A 17,832-nucleotide genomic window follows, 5' to 3' on the forward strand; every position below is an offset into this window, starting at 1 on the left:
GCGCTGCCCCCGTCGCCCCGAGGGCGACTCCCCCGGGATATTTTTGGCCAGATGAAGCAAGCGGCGCAGACCGCATCAGGGAGTTCAAAATGAGTACTGTCATCAAAAACGGAACCGTTGTCACCGCGGATTTGACTTACAAGGCGGATGTATTGGTCGAGGGCGGCGTGATCACCGAAATCGGTATGAACCTGACGGGGGACAAGGAACTGGACGCAACCGGCTGTTTTGTGATGCCGGGCGGGATTGATCCTCATACCCATCTCGAAATGCCGTTCATGGGCACCTATTCCAGTGATGACTTTGAAAGCGGGACGCGGGCGGCCCTGGCGGGCGGTACCACCATGGTTGTCGATTTTGCACTGCCCAATCCGGGTGAAAGCCTGCTGGATGCGCTGAAACGTTGGGACAACAAGTCGACACGGGCCAATTGTGACTATTCGTTCCATATGGCGGTGACCTGGTGGGGGGAACAGGTGTTCGACGACATCAAAACCGTGATCGAGACGCGCGGTATCAACACCTTCAAGCATTTCATGGCCTACAAGGGCGCGCTGATGGTGAATGATGATGAGCTGTTTGCCTCGTTCAAGCGTCTTGCCGAGCTTGGCGGTACCGCGCTGGTACATGCCGAGAACGGGGATGTGGTGGCAGAGCTGAGCGCCAAGCTGCTTGCCGAAGGCAATACCGGCCCCGAAGCACATGCGTATTCGCGCCCGCCGCAGGTGGAAGGCGAAGCCACCAACCGGGCGATCATGATCGCGGATATGGCGGGTGTGCCGCTGTATGTTGTACACACCTCGTGTGAAGAGGCGCATGAAGCCATCCGCCGGGCAAAAATGCAGGGCAAGCGGGTGTGGGGAGAACCCCTGATCCAGCACCTGACATTGGACGAAAGTGAATATTTCAATCAGGATTGGGACCATGCGGCGCGACGGGTCATGAGCCCTCCGTTCCGCAATAAACAGCATCAGGACAGCCTGTGGAATGGCCTGCAATCGGGAACGCTGAGCGTGGTTGCAACCGATCATTGCGCCTTTACAACCGAACAGAAACGCTTTGGCGTCGGGGATTTCACCAAGATCCCAAACGGCACCGGCGGGCTGGAAGACCGGATGCCGATGCTGTGGACACATGGGGTCAACACTGGGCGTCTGACGCCGAACGAATTTGTGGCTGTCACTTCAACAAACATTGCCAAGATATTGAATTGCTATCCTAAAAAGGGTGCGATTCTGGTCGGGGCGGATGCTGATCTTGTTGTCTGGGATCCTGAGAAAAGCAAGACAATCAGCGCCGCGTCGCAGCAATCTTCGATCGACTACAATGTGTTCGAGGGCAAAGAGATCAAAGGTCTGCCGCGCTTTACTCTGACGCGGGGTCAGGTGGCGGTGCATGACGGTGAAATCCGGACGCAGGAAGGTCATGGAGACTTTGTCGCGCGTGAGGCGAACACCACCGTCAACAAGGCGCTGAGTACCTGGAAAGAGCTGACCGCCCCAAGACCCGTCGAGCGGACGGGAATTCCGGCGACCGGTGTTTGATCAGTTGGGGCCGCTTTGCTGGCGGCCCTGACACCACTCTTTTCAAGGCAATAAAATGAACACTGAAAGCACGACCCAGCCCGTCATCGAGGCAAGGCAGCTGGACCTGATATTCCAGACCAATGATGGGCCAGTACACGCGCTTAAAGACGTGAACCTGACAATCGACAAGGGCGATTTCGTCAGTTTCATCGGGCCGTCCGGCTGTGGCAAAACCACCTTTCTGCGCTGTATCGCAGCCCTGGAGACACCTACGGGCGGGACGCTGACCGTCAATGGCATGACGCCTGATGAGGCGCGTCGAAACCGGGCGTACGGGTATGTCTTTCAGGCGGCGGGCCTATATCCCTGGCGTACCATTGCAAAGAACATAAAACTGCCTCTTGAGATCATGGGATACCGTGCTGCCGAACAGGATGAACGAGTGAGAAAGGTCCTGGAACTAGTTGATTTGGAAGGGTTTGGCGGCAAGTTTCCCTGGCAGTTGTCCGGTGGGATGCAGCAGAGGGCCAGTATTGCTCGGGCCCTGGCGTTCGACGCGGATATCCTGCTGATGGACGAGCCGTTCGGGGCGCTGGATGAGATTGTGCGGGACCATCTGAACGAGCAGCTTCTTGAGCTTTGGGCGCGTACGGAAAAGACGATCGGATTTGTGACGCATTCCATTCCCGAGGCAGTTTATCTGAGCACAAAGATCGTGGTGATGAGCCCGCGGCCCGGGCGGATCGCCGATGTGATTGACAGCCCGCTGCCCAAGGAACGGCCGCTGGACATTCGCGACACCCCGGAATTCATCGAGGTCGCGCACCGTGTGCGCGAAGGTTTGCGGGGTGGGCATTCCAATGACGGCTGAGCTGAATGCGGATAAGATCCGGCGCGCGGCGCCAGACGATGTGCCTGCCTGCGCCAAGGTTGTTCATGACTGGGCCACGCAAACGGACTGGATGCCCGACGAACTTCCTGTCGACGAGCTGGCGAAGCTGATCAGCGACGCATTCGACAGCCGTGAAATGTGGGTCGCAGGTGATCCGGTCGATTGCTACATGTCAGTGGACCCGGCACAGAATAAAATCGGCGCGCTGTATTGCAGCCGGACGGGGCAGGGTATCGGCAAGCGCCTTGTCGACAAAGCAAAAGAGGGCCGAAATTTTCTCTGGCTGACGACGCACCGGCCCAATACGGCGGCGCAACGTTTTTATCGCCGTGAAGGGTTTGAAGTGACGGCCGAGGAACCCCCTGTGCCGCCGGATACCGTGCCCGTCTATCGGATGGAGTGGCGTGCATGAAGCAAGTCATCGCCGTATTCACCGTCATCGCCGCAATTGTTCTGTTCTGGTACGTGGCCTGTATTCCGATGAACATAAAGGGCGTGTTGACCGAACAAGAACGCGCGGGGGCCATCGTGCAGCCGCCATCCGCCAAGGACCGGCGGGACATGTCTGAGGTTGGTCTTGTTTTGAACAACACATTCGCCATCCCGGCCACGTGGGAACAGGACAGGCCTCGTTTGCCGGCCCCGCATCAGGTCGCCGTGGAAATGTGGGAAACGACGGTCCAGAAAAAGATCACTTCGAAACGGTCGCTGATCTATCATGGCTGGGTCACGCTCAGCGCGACGATGCTGGGATTTGCGATTGGCACCGGCCTAGGCATTCTTCTGGCCGTGGGTATCGTGCATAGCCGCGTGATGGACCTGTCGGTCATGCCATGGGCCATTGTCAGTCAAACCATTCCGATCATCGCGCTGGCTCCGATGATCATTGTGGTGCTGTATTCCGTCGGTATCCAGGGCATCATTCCCAAGGCGATCATATCGGCCTATCTGAGTTTCTTTCCGGTTGTCGTCGGCATGGTCAAGGGCCTGCGCAGCCCCGATGCGATGCAGCTGGACTTGTTGCGGACGTATAACGCCAGCCGGTCTCAGGGCTTTTGGAAATTGCGCCTGCCGGCATCCATGCCGTATCTGTTCACCTCGCTGAAAATCGGGATCGCCGCGTCGCTGGTCGGCGCCATTGTTGGTGAGCTTCCGACAGGGGCTGTTGCCGGTCTGGGCGCGCGGTTGCTTGCCGGCAGCTATTACGGTCAGACGGTACAGATCTGGTCGGCTCTGTTCGCGGCTGCCATTCTGGCGGCGTGCCTGGTCGGGTTGCTGGGGCTGATTGAACGGGCCGTATTGAAACGGATGGGGATGGCGCAATGATACTGGTTTTGTGTGCTGTCCTGCTTTGGCTTTTGGGCTGGTGGTTGAATAGCCGGTTGGCCAGCGGGCCTTATGCCGACACCCGAATGGTGCGGTTTCTGGCCCCGCTGATCTTTGGCCTGACGGTCATCGGGATCTGGGAGCTTCTGGTGCGCGGGCTTGAGGTTCCACTGGTTATCCTGCCAGCGCCATCGGTGATTGCGGTGCGGTTTGCGGACAGCCTTCCGATCCTGTGGGCTGACTTTGTGCAGACCATCATCAAGGGCGCGCTCAGCGGCTATGTCATCGGGTGCATTGCTGCCTTTCTGATGGCGATTGCCGTGGATCGCTGGGATTTCCTGCGCCTGGGCCTGTTGCCGGTCGGCAATTTCGTGGCCGCCCTGCCGATTGTCGGAACCGCCCCCATCCTGGTGATGTGGTTCGGGTTCGACTGGCACTCCAAGGCGGCGGTGGTGGTTGTGATGGTGTTCTTTCCGATGCTCGTGAACACCGTGGCCGGGCTACGTGAAGCCACCTCGATGCAACGCGATCTGATGGAGACCTATGCCGCAACCTATTGGCAGAGCTTTTTGAAGCTGCGACTGCCTGCGGCGATGCCATTCATTTTCAACGGGCTGAAGATTTCCACCACTTTGGCGCTGATCGGCGCTATCGTGGCCGAGTTCTTCGGCTCGCCGACACTTGGTATGGGGTTCCGGATATCTACCAGCGTCGGGCAACTGTCATTAGACATGGTCTGGGCCGAAATCGTTGTTGCGGCACTCGCAGGTACAGCTTTTTATGGTCTGGTGGCGGGGGTCGAAAAAGTGGTGACCTTCTGGCACCCGTCACAGCGCGGATAAAACAAGGAAATCAACAGACCCCGAAATTGGGGCACAACAAGCAACTAGGAGAATTGAAGATGAACAAGCTACTCAGCGGGGCGGTTGCCGCCTTTGGTCTGGCAGCCAGTGCGGCGCTGGCTGCGGACGAGGTGACATTGCAACTGAAGTGGGTCACGCAAGCACAATTCGCGGGCTACTACGTTGCCAAGGACAAGGGCTTTTACGAAGAAGAGGGGCTGGACGTCACCATTCTTCCCGGCGGACCTGACATCGCTCCGACACAGGTGATTGCAGGCGGTGGCGCTGATGTCACCGTCGAATGGATGCCCGCCGCGCTTGCTGCTCGTGAAAAAGGGCTGCCGCTGGTGAACATCGCTCAACCGTTCAAAAGCTCTGGCATGATGCTGACCTGCTGGAAAGACGCTGGGATCTCGTCGCCCGAGGACCTCAAGAACCGCACGCTGGGTGTCTGGTTCTTTGGCAACGAGTTTCCGTTCATGAGCTGGATGAGCCAGTTGGGCATCAGCACTGATGGCAAAGGCGAAAACGGCGTGGAAGTTCTGAAGCAGGGCTTTAACGTGGACCCGTTGCTTCAGCGTCAGGCGGATTGCATCAGCACCATGACCTACAATGAATACTGGCAGGTCATTGATGCCGGTGTCAGCCCGGATGAACTGGTGACCTTCAAGTACGAAGACCAGGGCGTGGCGACGCTGGAAGATGGTCTTTACGTTCTGGAAGAGAACCTGAGCGATGCGGCCTTCACTGACAAGATGGAGCGGTTCGTTCGCGCGTCGATGAAGGGTTGGAAATATGCGGAGGAGAATCCAGACGAAGCGGCGGAAATCGTTTTGGAAAACGATGCAACCGGTGCCCAGACGGAAGAACACCAAAAGCGTATGATGGGTGAGATCGCCAAGTTGACCGCAGGGTCGAACGGAGCGCTGGACCCGGCTGATTTCGACCGCACTGTCAACACTCTGCTGGCAGGCGGTTCCGATCCGGTTATCACTAAAAAGCCCGAAGGGGCTTGGACGCATCAGATCACCGAAGCTGCGCTGAATTAACTTCAGCCCTCTATTCACGAATTGAGACGCGGTCCCAATCGGGGCCGCGTTTTTCATTTAGAATGCCGGATATGTGTCTGTACTTAAACCAAAAACAGAGTAGTATTTGCTTGTAAAAGAGCGCATTTCGTACGGAATGCAGAAAAAGTGGAAAAAAATGCAGGGATTTGCATCAGAATTCAGTTCTGCGATCGCTCTGATCTTTGAGGGAGACTCAGAGCTTTGGGCGATTGTGCTGTTGTCCCTTAAAGTATCCGTGTTTGCGGTTCTGATTTCTGCCCTGATTGGCATGCCTGTCGGTGCTTCTTTGGCTGTGGCCCGGTTTCCGGGACGGCGGATGCTGATCGTTCTGATGAACGCCTTGATGGGGTTCCCACCCGTGGTTGTGGGGTTGCTGGTCTATCTGATGCTGTCCCGTTCTGGCCCGCTGGGTGTGCTCGAGCTTTTGTATACCCCGACGGCAATGATCATCGCTCAGGTCGTGTTGGTCACTCCTATTGTTGCCGCGCTGACCCGACAGGTGGTCGAAATGCTGGCCGAGGAGTACTCTGAACAGTTGCGATCACTGGGCGTGTCACGGCTTGCATCGGTTCCTGTGCTGCTGTGGGATGCACGGCTGGCATTGGTCACGGCCTTGCTTGCGGGGTTTGGGCGCGCCATTGCCGAGGTCGGCGCGGTGATCATCGTGGGCGGCAACATCAATCATGTGACGCGCGTGATGACGACAACGATCGCGTTGGAGACGTCAAAGGGAAATCTAGCGCTGGCTCTGGCGCTGGGGGCAATCCTGATTGGGATCGCGGTGGCCGTGAACGCGATGGTCAGCGCGGTCAGCCTGCGGGCCGAACGGGAAGGGGTACGTCATGCGTGACCTGTTCTGCGACGCGGTGAATTGCCTGAAAGTCGAGAACCTGCAAATCCGAAGTAACGGCAAGGCGTTGTTGGACGTCTCGTCATTGGTTCTGGATGGGCCGGGGCCAACCTTGATTCTTGGCCCCAACGGTGCAGGCAAAAGCCTGTTGCTGCGCTGCCTGCACGGTTTGATCACGCCGGATCGGGGGCAGGTCGTCCAGGATGGAAAACCGCTGGGCGCGGCACAGAAAGCCCGCCAGGCGATGGTGTTTCAGAAACCGGTTCTGCTGCGTCGATCAGTTGCGGCAAACCTTGACTTCGTTCTCAAGCGTCAAGGCATGGGACGAAGGGCCCGTAAGGCCCGTATCGCCGAATTGCTGGCCGAAGGCGGGCTGGACGGCAAGGCCAGACAACCCGCGCGGTCATTGTCCGGGGGAGAAGCGCAGCGATTGGCGATTCTCCGTGCGCTGGCGCTGGACCCCGAGACCTTGTTTCTGGACGAGCCCACCAGCGCGCTGGATCCAAGCGCGACCCAGATGATCGAACGAATGATATTGCGGGCATCGGCTCGGGCCGTGCGGATCGTGATGGTGACGCATGATATCGGTCAGGCACGTCGTTTGGCCTCGGACGTGGTCATGATGCAGGGCGGGCACGTCGTGGAACATGGTGTGGCAAAACAGGTTTTGAATTCACCCGAAAGCGATGCGTCGCGCCGCTATTTGGCGGGCGGATTGGTTACCTGAAAAAGAGAAAGCGGAGAGAGTGATGTTCCGGAAAGCAATTCGGGCAGCAGCGGTGGCTTTGGGCCTGTTGACCAGCGCGGTTTCGGCGGAAGAGCCGTATATTGTGGTGCAGTCGACCACGTCCACACAGAACTCGGGACTGTTGGAATACATCCTTCCGTGGTTCGAAGCCGATTCAGGTATCGATGTTCGTGTCGTGGCGGTTGGAACCGGTCAGGCCATTCGCAACGCCATCAACGGGGACGGGGATGTTCTTTTGGTTCACTCCAAACCGGCCGAGGAGAAATTCGTTGCTGACGGTTGGGGCGTAGAGCGGAAGGATCTGATGTACAATGATTTCGTTCTGGTCGGCCCCAAGTCTGACCCTGCCGGAATTCGCGGCGGCACCGATGTGTTGGCCGCGCTGTCGAAAATCGCCGAGGCCGAAGCGCCGTTTGCATCACGCGGTGACGACAGCGGAACACACAAGGCTGAACTGGGCTATTGGTCCGCAGCCGGGCTGGACCCTGCCGAAGCTTCGGGTACGTGGTATCGCGAAACCGGATCTGGTATGGGCGCGACGCTGAACGTGGCCAGTGGAATGGATGCCTATACGCTGACGGATCGGGCCACTTGGCTGTCGTTTGGGAACCGGGGAAATCTTGAGGTATTGGTCGAAGGGGATCCACGCCTGTTCAATCAATACGGCGTGATTCTTGTGAACCCTGACAAGCACGCTCATGTGCGAGCAGCTTCCGGCCGACGATTTATCGACTGGCTGACGGGGCCGGACGGGCAGGAGGCGATTGCGTCGTTCAGGCTGGACGGGCAGCAGGTGTTCTTTCCGAACGCCGACTAAGCCGGCCTGCGGCGGGCGCATCCTGACAAGGTAAAAGGCGGGTGAAGGCTCAACCGCTGGCACCGTTGTGGTGTATCGTGCCCAGGCCCGACAGGTCGTAGCCACCGAATTCACGGGCCCTTTGCGCAAATTGATCCGAGCGCAGCAGCGTTATCAGTTTCTGCATTGGCGGATCAAAATATGACCTACGCCAAATCGCCAGATCCAGCCTCTCGGAATGGGTGGGGACGAAACCCAGGTTGTAAAGCCCTGCCAAAGCCCCCAACCCAAAGCCGGCCTCGGCCTTTTCGCCGTGAAGGGCGATGGCCAGTTCCTCTTCGGTGCGTGCGCAGCCGGGGGTTGCGTCCAGATCGTCTCGGCTCATGCCATGGGCTTCCAGCTGGCTGTCGAACAGGTGTTGGCTGGCCGCACTGTCCTGACGCATGATCACGCGGCGCGATTTGAGATCCTTGAACGTTTTGATATCCGATACGCCCGGGGCAAGAAGCAGCCCGCGCTTGCGCCGGGCGACTTCGTACAACACCACCGGCCCTTCGCCCAAGGCGTCCCGCAGGGATATTTCGTTGAACCCTCCGTCTTCGTGGATGTGCAACACGGCCGCCTGTGCGCTGCGTTCGCTCAGCCGTGTCAGCCCGTCAAAAGAGCCGTCGTAATAGGTGGCAAGCCCCGATCCGCTTTCACGCAGCGCCCAGTCCAACAGAGGATCATGGCTGCCTGCTACAATCGGAGGCAGAGGCGGTTCGGCCACCTGCGGACCGGATCGCGACGCGTTGAGCCAGGCAATGATTTCGGCCCGCGGGAACAGCAGTTTGCCCATGGCGCGAACACAGGGCACCTCGCCCGAAGAGGCAAGATCATAGGCTTTGCGCTCGCCGATGCGCAGCAGATCGGCCAGTTCGCGGGTGGTCAGGTATTGCGACATTCAGTCGAGGCGCACGGCAGAGCCGGACGTGGCGTCGGCGGCGGTGAAACCGATCCGATCCAGCACGGCAGGGGCTGCCACTGCAATGACGACCATCGCGGCGACCGCGGCAAGAAAGGCTTTCATGGTCTCCTCCAGTTCAGTTCCGGGCACCCGTTGCGCGGCGCAGAAAAGCAATAAGATCCTGACGATCCTGAGCTTGTGTAATTCGCTGCATCGGCATCTTGGACCCCGGAATGTAATGGTCAGGCCCTTCGTCGAAAAGAGCATTTATCGTTTCGTCATTCCAAATGATATCAGAGCCTTGCAGCGTATCCGAGTACAAATATCCCGGTAACGTGCCCGCGCGTCTGCCGAAAACCCCGTGCAAGGAGGGACCTGCGCGGCGTTGGCTGTCGGGTGTCAGGCTGTGACAGATCGAGCATTTCCGCGCGAATTGACGCTCACCATTGTCCATCTCGTCGGGGTTTTGCAGAAAACTCGGCTCGGCAGAAGCCATCTGTTGCCGGTCGGACAAGGTGGTGACTGGCCAACTGTACATTGCCTCGTCAATTCCGCCCGCATGGATGTTTTCACCATCGACCGAAAAGGCCAGGGCCCAGACTGGCCCCCGCAACGTTGCGCGAAAGTCCTGCGCGATGCGCCAGTCCGAGGTATCGATGACCATGATATAGCCTTCACCGTCGCCCACGGCCAGAAACCGACGATCCGGGCTGAGCGCCATGGCAAGGATCGGGCGACGATCCAGAGTGAAATCGCGTTCTTCACCGGTGGAAAGGTCCAGTATTCGGGTCACTCCATCAACAGCACCGTAAGCGATCCAGTTGTCCGGTTCATTCAGGACCAGTTCGTTGATGCCGAACCCGTGTTCGATGAGCCGGGTGATCTCTTGTCCACTCCTTACGTCCCAAATGCGCAGCGATCCATCCATGCCCGCTGAATAAAGCTGTGTGCCGTCTGAAGAAAACACCACGGCGTTCACACCGCTTCCGGTCGGCCCAAGAGTTGTGTGGGCGGTTCCGTTAACGGGCCAAACCCCAATCGTTCCGTCCCAACTGGCGGTTGCGACGTGGGTCTTGGACGCTGCCAGACCCACGATCTTGCCCTGATGTCGCCCAACCACGTCGCCACCGGGCCACTTGCGCAGGGTGAAGTCATCTCCGGCCGAGTAGATGGCCGTGCCATTGAAGGCAACGGCGTTCACGGCGGCTTCATGACCTTCCAGCCATTCGGGGGTCCGATCAGCCCACAGTCCGACGGAATTGTCGAAACTGGCTGTTGCGATACGCCCGTCCGAGGCTGTGGCGATCCCCATGATTGGGCCGCCGTGTCCCTTGAGTGTGAAGAATTCGGCCAAGGCGGGCAGAGGGATCAGCGCCAGGGCCAGAACCAGCCCCCGCATCTATTCAGCAGGCGAGGCGGCGGTTTTGCCTGCCTCTTTTTCCTGAACTTCTTCCAGCCACAAAGAGTGGTGTTCACGGGCCCATTGTTCTTCGACCTCGCCGGTGCCCATGGCGTCAAAGGCGCCCTCCATTCCAACGGAGCCGAGATAGATATGCGCCACGATGATCGCAATGAACACATAAGCAACCATCACGTGCCAGACTTGGGCATATTGCATTTCTTCCTGCGGCGACATCTGCTCCGGCAGGTTCAAGCCCATCATTTGTGGAATACCGGTCGCATTGGCGATCTGGAAGGTTTTGGCAAACAAGGGCATCTCGAATGGGAACAACAGCGACAGACCCGACAGGCTGATGGAGACGCCCAGCAGGATGCAGGCCCAGAATATGATCTTTTGACCGGCGTTGAACTTCTTTGCCGGTGGGTGGCTGTTCTTGGTGAACAACCCGCCACCTGCGGCCAGCCATTTCAGATCGACGCGGTTGGGGATGTTATGGGCAATCCAGTTTACCGTGACGATGATCAGGCCCAGCATGAAGGCCCAGGCCAGATTGTTGTGCAACCACTTGCAGCCCTGTGCGAGGGCCGCAAAGCCCTCTTTCCCGAAAATCGGGATCAGGAAATCGCGCCCATAAAGCGTCAGCAGGCCCGTGACGCCAAGGATCAGGAACGACCCGGCAAACATCCAGTGGCCGAACCGCTCGAACCCGTTGAATCGCGTGACCGTGCGGCCGGTTTTCTCACCATCGATGCGAATTTTGCCTCGGATCAGGAAAAACAACAGGATGATGCCCAGCATCCCGGCAATGATATAGGTGCCGTATTCGCGCAGCGGTCCGGTGCGGAAGGTCAGCCACCACATGCCGCCATCCTGAATCAGCACGCTGTCTGCCGGACCATGAGAAGACACCGTCACATCAGCCGAGCCATAGCGCAAAGCGCGATACACGTCACTGTCCGAGGCCACACCACGCGTGCCAAGCTGCCCCAGCAACCCCTCGGCATTGCCCTGACCTGTGTTCTCGGAACGATAGCTGTTGTCGACGGTTTCACCACGCTGCCGGGCGAGAATGTCTTCCAGCGTTGTCGCTCCGCCGGTCGAGGTGCGCTCATCCGCCGTGGGTTCAGAGGTCTCTTGCGCCCATGCGGCTCCGGTCAGAAAAATCGAAACGAGCAGAAACTGAATCAGACGCATAGGGATATCCTCCTGTGCATTTTCATATCAGCGGTCAAATCCACCGATTTGCTGGTGAAAAACGGCGCCGACTGGCGTGAGCGCTTCGCGAAGATCATCCTTGGCCGGACCATACACATCCAACCCCACTGGCGTCAGAAGGGCCAGAAACCGTTCAGCGAAGTTAGCACCAAAATTTTGCATATGTATCATGGCATCTTCGGAACTAGCATAGCGTTCATAGATATGAACAGCCGAACCGGTCATGTGCCATTCATAGCTTCTGGCGCCGGTTTCGTGCAGCGTGGCCGCGACCATTTCCGCCATAAGCGCTTCGAACTCATCCTTTTTATCCAGATCGAGGTCAAGCTTCAGCAGCCAGTAAACATCATTGGTCATGCATGCCTCTCAAATATGTTTGCTGTGACGTTGCAGGAAACGGATCCCCGATCACATCACTTGAAAAGCCCCCCGCAAAGGGCGGGAGGCTGCTTTGTCAAAAGCCGGATTTCAACCGTCTTTCTGGTCGTAGGCCGTGCCCCAGCCCCAGGCGCCCGAGCCGAAACCTCGCGCCACGACGCGTTCACGGTAAACTGCGGAAACCACGTCGCCGTCACCGGCGAGCAGGGCCTTGGTGGAACACATTTCGGCGCAGATGGGCAGCTTGCCCTCGGCGATCCGGTTGCGACCGTATTTGGCGAACTCTGCGGTCGAGTGCGTTTCCTCGGGGCCGCCGGCGCAGAAGGTACATTTGTCCATCTTGCCGCGCGATCCGAAGTTACCCGCCTGTGGATATTGCGGCGCGCCGAAGGGGCACGCATAGAAGCAATAGCCGCAGCCAATGCACAGGTCCTTGGAGTGCAGGACGACCCCTTCTTCGTTCTGATAGAAGCAGTCGACCGGGCACACCGCCATGCAGGGCGCATCCGAACAATGCATACAGGCGACCGAGATCGAGCGTTCGCCCGGGTTGCCGTCATTGATCGTCACCACCCTGCGGCGGTTGATGCCCCACGGCACCTCGTGTTCGTTCTTACACGCGGTTACGCAGGCGTTGCACTCGATGCAGCGTTCAGCGTCGCAGAGAAACTTTGCTCTAGCCATTTATCGTCCTCCTTACGCTGCCCAGATCTTGCAGAGAGTCGCCTTGGTCTCCTGCATCTGGGTCACTGAATCATAGCCATAGGTCTGGGCGGTGTTGGTGCTTTCACCCAGCACATAGGGGTCTGCACCTTTGGGGTATTTCTCCCTCAGGTCCTCGCCCTGGAAATGGCCACCGAAGTGGAACGGCATGAAGGCCACACCGGCACCGACCCTGTTGGTCAGCATCGCCATCACCTTGACTTTGCCGCCCTCGGGGCCTTCGACCCAGACCTGTGATCCGTCCCGAATGCCAAGGTTGTTGGCATCACGCGGGTTGATCTCGACGAACATGTCCTGCTGAAGCTCAGCCAACCACGGATTGGACCGTGTCTCATCACCGCCGCCTTCATATTCGACCAGACGACCAGACGTGAGGATAATCGGGTAATCCTTTGAAAAGTCGTTCTTCTGGATCGATGCATAAAGGGTGGGCAGACGATAGGCCTGACGATCCTCGTAGGTGGGATAATCCGCCACCAGATCGCGCCGATTGGTATAGAGCGGCTCGCGATGCAGTGGGATTGGATCCGGGAAGGTCCAGACAACCGCACGGGCCTTGGCGTTCCCGAAGGGCGCACAGCCATGTGCGATCGCGACCCGCTGGATGCCGCCGGACAGGTCGGTTTTCCAGTTGGTCTTTGGTCCGGCCACGGCGTCGATGGCCGCGCGTTCCTCGGCCGTCAGATCACCGTCCCAGCCAAGATCCATCAGCATCTGCATCGTAAACTCAGGGTATCCATCCTGAATTTCCGATCCAACGCTATAGACCCCTTCGGCCAGCAGGTTGTCGCCGTCGCGTTCCACGCCGAAACGGGCACGGAAGGTCAAGCCGCCTTCGGCCACCGGTTTGGACATGTCATAGAGGTTTGGTGTTCCCGTATGGCCCATTTCCGGTGTGCCCCAGCAGGGCCACGGCAGACCGTAATATTCGCCGTCGTTTGGTCCACCAATGGCTTGCAGCGTGGTTCTGTCGAACGTGTGCTGGTTGGCCATATGGCTTTTCAGACGTTCCGGCGACTGACCGGTATAGCCGATGGTCCAGAGACCCGAGTTGAACTCACGCGTGATGCTTTCAACATTCGGGGTTTCGGGGTCTTCCATCTCGATATTGCGGAAGAACCGATCCGCCCAGCCGAATTTGTTGGCGAACTTGGCCATGATGACTTCGTCCGGCAGACTTTCGAACAGCGGATCGACCACCTTGTCGCGCCATTGCAGAGACCGGTTCGAGGCCGTGACAGAACCACGGGTTTCGAACTGCGTACAGGCGGGCAACAGGTAGACGCCATCGGTACGGTCATGCAGAACGGCGGAAACGGTGGGATACGGGTCGATCACGACCAGCATGTCCAGCTTTTCCATCGCCGTCTTCATTTCCGTCATCCGGGTCTGCGAGTTGGGCGCGTGGCCCCACAGAACCATGGCGCGGACATTGTTGTCCTGATCCATGTTGGCCGGGTCTTCCAGAACACCGTCGATCCAGCGGGAAACAGGAATGCCGCGCTCGTTCTGCAGCGGTTTGTCCTTGCCGTCCTTGTCCTTGATCGTGGCGAATTGACCGGCCAGCCATTCAGGTTCTTCGCCCCAGACACGGGCCCAGTGACCCCATGCGCCTGCGGACAGGCCATAATAGCCGGGCAGGGTATGGGAAAGAACACCAAGGTCCGTTGCGCCCTGAACGTTGTCATGACCGCGGAAGATGTTGGTGCCACCACCCGAGGTTCCCATGTTGCCCAGTGCAAGCTGAAGGACGCAATACGCGCGGGTGTTGTTGTTGCCGTTGGTGTGCTGCGTTCCGCCCATGCACCAGACAACCGTTCCGGGACGGTTGTTGGCCATCGTGCGGGCAACCCGCTTCAACTGCGACCCCGGAGTGCCGGTGACACGTTCCACCTCATCCGGGTTCCACTTGGCAACTTCTTCGCGGATCTGATCTATGCCCCAGACACGGGTGCGGATGAACTCTTTGTCTTCCCAACCGTTGTCGAAGATGTGCCAGAGGATACCCCAGATCAGCGCAACGTCCGTGCCGGGGCGGAAACGGACATATTCATCCGCGTGCGCCGCAGTGCGCGTAAAGCGCGGGTCGCAGACGATCAGCGGGGCGTTGTTCTGCTCTTTTGCGCGCAGAATATGCAGCAGCGAGACGGGATGCGCCTCGGCCGGGTTGCCGCCGATGATGAAGATCGCCTTGCTGTTGTGCATGTCGTTGTAGCTGTTGGTCATGGCGCCGTAGCCCCATGTATTCGCAACGCCCGCAACAGTGGTCGAGTGGCAGATCCGGGCCTGATGGTCCACGTTGTTCGTGCCCCAGTAGGCGGCGAACTTGCGGAACAGATAGGCCTGTTCGTTGTTGTGCTTGGCGGAACCCAGCCAGTACACGCTGTCAGGCCCGGATTCTTCGCGGATGCTCATCATGCCGTCGCCGATCTCGTTGATCGCCTCTTCCCAGCTGATGCGCTTCCACTCTCCGCCTTCCTTTTTCATCGGATATTTCAGGCGGCGCTCGCCATGGGCGTGCTCGCGAACGGCGGCACCCTTGGCGCAATGGGCGCCCAGGTTGAACGGACTGTCCCAGCCGGGCTCCTGCCCGATCCAGACGCCGTTCTGAACTTCGGCAACCACCGTGCAACCGACCGAACAATGCGTGCAGACGGACTTGATGTTCTCGACAGCCGTGTTGGCTGCGGTCTGGGCGCTGGCTGGCGTCACGGTTCCACCCGTGGCGCTGATCGCGGCAAGGCCGCCGATCGTCAGGCCCGATCCACGCAGGAATGCGCGGCGATCGACGGTTTTCTCGCCGACCTGGGACAGGATACTTGTCCGCTGGGGGCGTCTCGCAACCCCGTTGGTCTTTTTCCTAAGCATTTGTTTCCTCCCTTGCGCGCCGTGTATGCCACGGCTGGCTTGGTACTGCTGAAGCCGACGTCGGGGCCAATCGCAACCGTCAGTCGGGTGTGAAAACGTCCGATCCTAGAACCGGGTGCTTTCGATGTAGGCGCGTGTATGCGCGGTATCCTGGATGCGGGTATCGTCTGTCGGCGCTTCGGCCGCTTCGGCTTTCCCGGTCAGGCTGGCGGCGGCAACAGCAGCAGGCGCTGCGGTTCCGGCCAGTTTGAGGAAGTCGCGGCGTGTGGCGCCTTCTTCCTTGGTCTTGCTCATGGGCTCCTCCTGTCCCAATTGCGGTTTGGTGCCCACAGGGCACCGGCGATGTGCGGGCTACCCCGCTGTCATCCGGAACGCTTCGCGCTCGATCTCCATGAATACCCGACCGGCGGTGCCGACGGATGCATAGAGAACAGAGTTTTCAGCAGCTTCCAAATCCGAATAGAAATGTGCGGCCCATGGGCCGATATGTTTGCTCCAGAATGCTTTCTGGTCTTCAAGCGATGCCGGGCTGCCAAAACGCCCAACGATCATGCCTGCCATCATCTCCATCAATGAGGCGATGTTGTCCTCGGGCTCAAACACGTTCTGGGCGCGTGTGATCCCGCGCACCGCCATGTCATTGCGGAGCTGCGCCAGAGGTTTCTCGTTCAGAAAACCCGTGAGATAGAAGCTGGCATAGGGCAGCAATTCGCCCCGACCCAAACCGATGAACAATGCGTTGAATTCCCGTTCCGCGGCGGCGGGCTTGGTGACTTTTGCAACCCGCGCCATGGCTTGGATGGCCTGACCAAGATCAGTGTCATCCCCGCTAAGGCTCGCCATTTGATCCAGCAGCATCTGGTCGGGTGGACCGGCCAGCAGCAAGCCCAGAAAGTTGTAGAAATCCGCGCGCAGGCGATCCTCGGCTGAAACGTCCAGAGTGTGCGCGTCACTTGCGGTCATTCGGTCATCCTTCAAATTCAAATGTCATTCGACGTGGCGCCGGGGGAAGGTCGATTTCTTCCGGCTCGTCCGCGCGGGCGACGGAAACCGGTTCGGGCCCGGTATCGGGTTCGACCGGCTCGGCCTCGGGTTCAGCGCGCGTATCGGCTTCGCTTTCAGCAGCATCGTCTTTGGCCTCTTCCGCGTCGGCCGCCAGTGCTTCGATATGTGCCAGCATACCTTTTCCAACCTGATAGGCGGTTTGCATGTTTTCGATCACGCAGGCCGCATCGGTGTAGTCCTCGCCGTAATCAACCAGCCCGTCGACATTGGCCAGAACCGGGTTCAGCCGCCACAGCCGACGCAAAGCCCGACGGCGCAGGCGATCAGGCACGGCCTTGGCCATGAAGCCCGAAACATCGTCGCCGGGTTGCAGGGTCTCTGGGTCGGGAAGGTTGAACTCGGCGAGGATCTCGGCGTCATCCTTTTCTTCCAGCTCCGCTTGCCGTTCTGCGATCGCCTGTTCTTCAAGGGCCAGTGCCTCGGCCTCGGCTTCGGCGTGAACGGCGGCCTTTCGGCGAGACCAGAAATCATCGGGCCGGTTCATTGCAGCGCCTTTCTCGGGGCGCGATACACGTCCGACGTCTGCCGGATACGAGCATCACCCTTACCGTCTTCAACCAGATCTGTCCGCTTCTTGTCGCGGCGGCGCTTGACGAAAACTTCGTGCTGATGATGTTTCAAAGCAAAATCGCGGACCCAGGCAATCAGCCCTTCAGTCATCGGTATCTTCTCGACAATTTCTTCACCGGTATCCGCGTAATCCTGCCCCTCGAACGGAGAGGCGGTGATCAGAACTGCATTCAGGGGAGTTTCGCCTTTCAGTTCGTCCCGCAGCACAAGGTACAGCGAAGGCTGCCCATCCGACAAGTTAACCATGTAGGCTTCGGTTTCATCTGCCCAGAGCGTCAGGGGCAAGGTGGCCGCGTGATACTCGACGGCATCGCCTTCGCGGCGCAGTTCCTGCCAGTCGGCCGGTCCCGCGCCGGGTAAAAGGGCCACAGCGCGCCAGTTCCACCGGGCCCACCGTGTGACCCCGGGTGTCTTGCGCACGATGACGCCAACCGGCATTTCAGTCTGGCTTGCGGCCTTGGCCACTGGCTCCTCCCCGAAAGGCTCTCCCCTGCCTTTCCAAGTCCACTATGGTACACAAACTGGTTGTGTGCCAAGCCTAAGCTCTACGACTTTGGTCGTAGTCCAGGGTAGCAACTGCGTGAGCAGGTCCTGTGAATGCTTGTGTTTCGTGGC

20 protein-coding genes are annotated in these 17,832 nt (G+C 58.9%); 9 read left to right on the top strand and 11 right to left on the bottom strand.

The genetic code is table 11. The features are described 5' to 3' along the window. Nucleotides 1-89: 89 nt before the first annotated feature. From hydA to GS620_RS01510, 9 genes are all read left to right on the top strand, one after another. Nucleotides 90-1,544: a dihydropyrimidinase gene (gene hydA, locus GS620_RS01470; protein WP_171613724.1), complete on the top strand. Its 1,455-nt coding sequence runs from the start codon at nt 90-92 to the stop codon at nt 1,542-1,544. Nucleotides 1,545-1,599: 55 nt separating this feature from the next. Further along, complete coding sequence (locus GS620_RS01475) at nt 1,600-2,397, top strand: ABC transporter ATP-binding protein (protein ID WP_171613726.1); 798 nt, start codon at nt 1,600-1,602, stop codon at nt 2,395-2,397. After that, nucleotides 2,387-2,830 (top strand): GNAT family N-acetyltransferase, encoded by a 444-nt coding sequence (locus tag GS620_RS01480; protein WP_253283776.1) that lies wholly within the window; start codon nt 2,387-2,389, stop codon nt 2,828-2,830. The genes GS620_RS01475 and GS620_RS01480 overlap by 11 nt, the downstream gene beginning before the upstream one ends. After that, complete coding sequence (locus GS620_RS01485; RefSeq protein WP_171116397.1) at nt 2,827-3,744, top strand: ABC transporter permease; 918 nt, start codon at nt 2,827-2,829, stop codon at nt 3,742-3,744. The genes GS620_RS01480 and GS620_RS01485 overlap by 4 nt, the downstream gene beginning before the upstream one ends. Next, on the top strand, nt 3,741-4,586 hold the full coding sequence (locus tag GS620_RS01490; protein WP_171613728.1) for an ABC transporter permease: 846 nt from the start codon (nt 3,741-3,743) through the stop codon (nt 4,584-4,586). Before GS620_RS01485 ends, GS620_RS01490 begins: the two co-directional genes overlap by 4 nt. A 59-nt stretch (nt 4,587-4,645) precedes the next feature. Further along, the gene (locus tag GS620_RS01495; RefSeq protein WP_171613730.1) at nt 4,646-5,635 is read left to right on the top strand and encodes an ABC transporter substrate-binding protein; all 990 of its coding nucleotides are present in this window, start codon (nt 4,646-4,648) and stop codon (nt 5,633-5,635) included. A gap of 157 nt (nt 5,636-5,792) precedes the next feature. Continuing rightward, on the top strand, nt 5,793-6,506 hold the full coding sequence (locus GS620_RS01500) for an ABC transporter permease (RefSeq protein WP_171613732.1): 714 nt from the start codon (nt 5,793-5,795) through the stop codon (nt 6,504-6,506). Next, entirely contained in the window at nt 6,499-7,233 is a 735-nt protein-coding gene (locus tag GS620_RS01505) for an ATP-binding cassette domain-containing protein (RefSeq protein ID WP_171116391.1), read from the top strand. The genes GS620_RS01500 and GS620_RS01505 overlap by 8 nt, the downstream gene beginning before the upstream one ends. Nucleotides 7,234-7,255: 22 nt before the next feature. Then, entirely contained in the window at nt 7,256-8,071 is an 816-nt protein-coding gene (locus tag GS620_RS01510; RefSeq protein WP_171613734.1) for a substrate-binding domain-containing protein, read from the top strand. Nucleotides 8,072-8,120: 49 nt separating this feature from the next. Here GS620_RS01510 and GS620_RS01515 read toward each other — a convergent pair whose 3' ends face one another. The 11 genes from GS620_RS01515 to GS620_RS01560 form a co-directional block, all read right to left on the bottom strand. Beyond that, the gene (locus GS620_RS01515) at nt 8,121-8,993 is read right to left on the bottom strand and encodes a helix-turn-helix transcriptional regulator (protein WP_171613736.1); all 873 of its coding nucleotides are present in this window, start codon (nt 8,991-8,993) and stop codon (nt 8,121-8,123) included. Further along, on the bottom strand, nt 8,994-9,119 hold the full coding sequence (locus tag GS620_RS22170) for a hypothetical protein (RefSeq protein ID WP_256367494.1): 126 nt from the start codon (nt 9,117-9,119) through the stop codon (nt 8,994-8,996). A gap of 13 nt (nt 9,120-9,132) precedes the next feature. Continuing rightward, nucleotides 9,133-10,395 (bottom strand): c-type cytochrome, encoded by a 1,263-nt coding sequence (locus tag GS620_RS01520; protein WP_171613738.1) that lies wholly within the window; start codon nt 10,393-10,395, stop codon nt 9,133-9,135. Further along, complete coding sequence (locus GS620_RS01525) at nt 10,396-11,592, bottom strand: formate dehydrogenase subunit gamma (protein WP_171613740.1); 1,197 nt, start codon at nt 11,590-11,592, stop codon at nt 10,396-10,398. It abuts the gene before it with no gap. Between the two features lie 27 nt (nt 11,593-11,619). Then, nucleotides 11,620-11,970, bottom strand: coding sequence for a putative quinol monooxygenase (locus GS620_RS01530; RefSeq protein WP_171613742.1), 351 nt, complete (start codon nt 11,968-11,970; stop codon nt 11,620-11,622). 111 nt (nt 11,971-12,081) lie between these two features. Next, nucleotides 12,082-12,675, bottom strand: a complete 594-nt coding sequence (fdh3B, locus tag GS620_RS01535; protein ID WP_010439472.1) for a formate dehydrogenase FDH3 subunit beta — start codon at nt 12,673-12,675, stop codon at nt 12,082-12,084. 12 nt (nt 12,676-12,687) lie between these two features. After that, nucleotides 12,688-15,582, bottom strand: a complete 2,895-nt coding sequence (locus GS620_RS01540) for a formate dehydrogenase subunit alpha (protein WP_171613744.1) — start codon at nt 15,580-15,582, stop codon at nt 12,688-12,690. 105 nt (nt 15,583-15,687) lie between these two features. Continuing rightward, complete coding sequence (locus GS620_RS01545; RefSeq protein WP_171116379.1) at nt 15,688-15,876, bottom strand: ubiquinol-cytochrome c reductase iron-sulfur subunit N-terminal domain-containing protein; 189 nt, start codon at nt 15,874-15,876, stop codon at nt 15,688-15,690. A 57-nt stretch (nt 15,877-15,933) separates the two neighbouring features. Next, nucleotides 15,934-16,545: a molecular chaperone gene (locus GS620_RS01550; protein ID WP_171116377.1), complete on the bottom strand. Its 612-nt coding sequence runs from the start codon at nt 16,543-16,545 to the stop codon at nt 15,934-15,936. A 4-nt stretch (nt 16,546-16,549) separates the two neighbouring features. Next, nucleotides 16,550-17,131, bottom strand: a complete 582-nt coding sequence (locus GS620_RS01555; RefSeq protein ID WP_171168535.1) for a DUF3306 domain-containing protein — start codon at nt 17,129-17,131, stop codon at nt 16,550-16,552. Beyond that, nucleotides 17,128-17,682 (bottom strand): DUF3305 domain-containing protein, encoded by a 555-nt coding sequence (locus tag GS620_RS01560; RefSeq protein WP_171116373.1) that lies wholly within the window; start codon nt 17,680-17,682, stop codon nt 17,128-17,130. The genes GS620_RS01555 and GS620_RS01560 overlap by 4 nt, the downstream gene beginning before the upstream one ends. Nucleotides 17,683-17,832 lie beyond the last annotated feature (150 nt).

Origin of the sequence: Ruegeria sp. HKCCD6428, from assembly GCF_013110595.1 — a bacterium.
Taxonomy (GTDB): domain Bacteria; phylum Pseudomonadota; class Alphaproteobacteria; order Rhodobacterales; family Rhodobacteraceae; genus Ruegeria.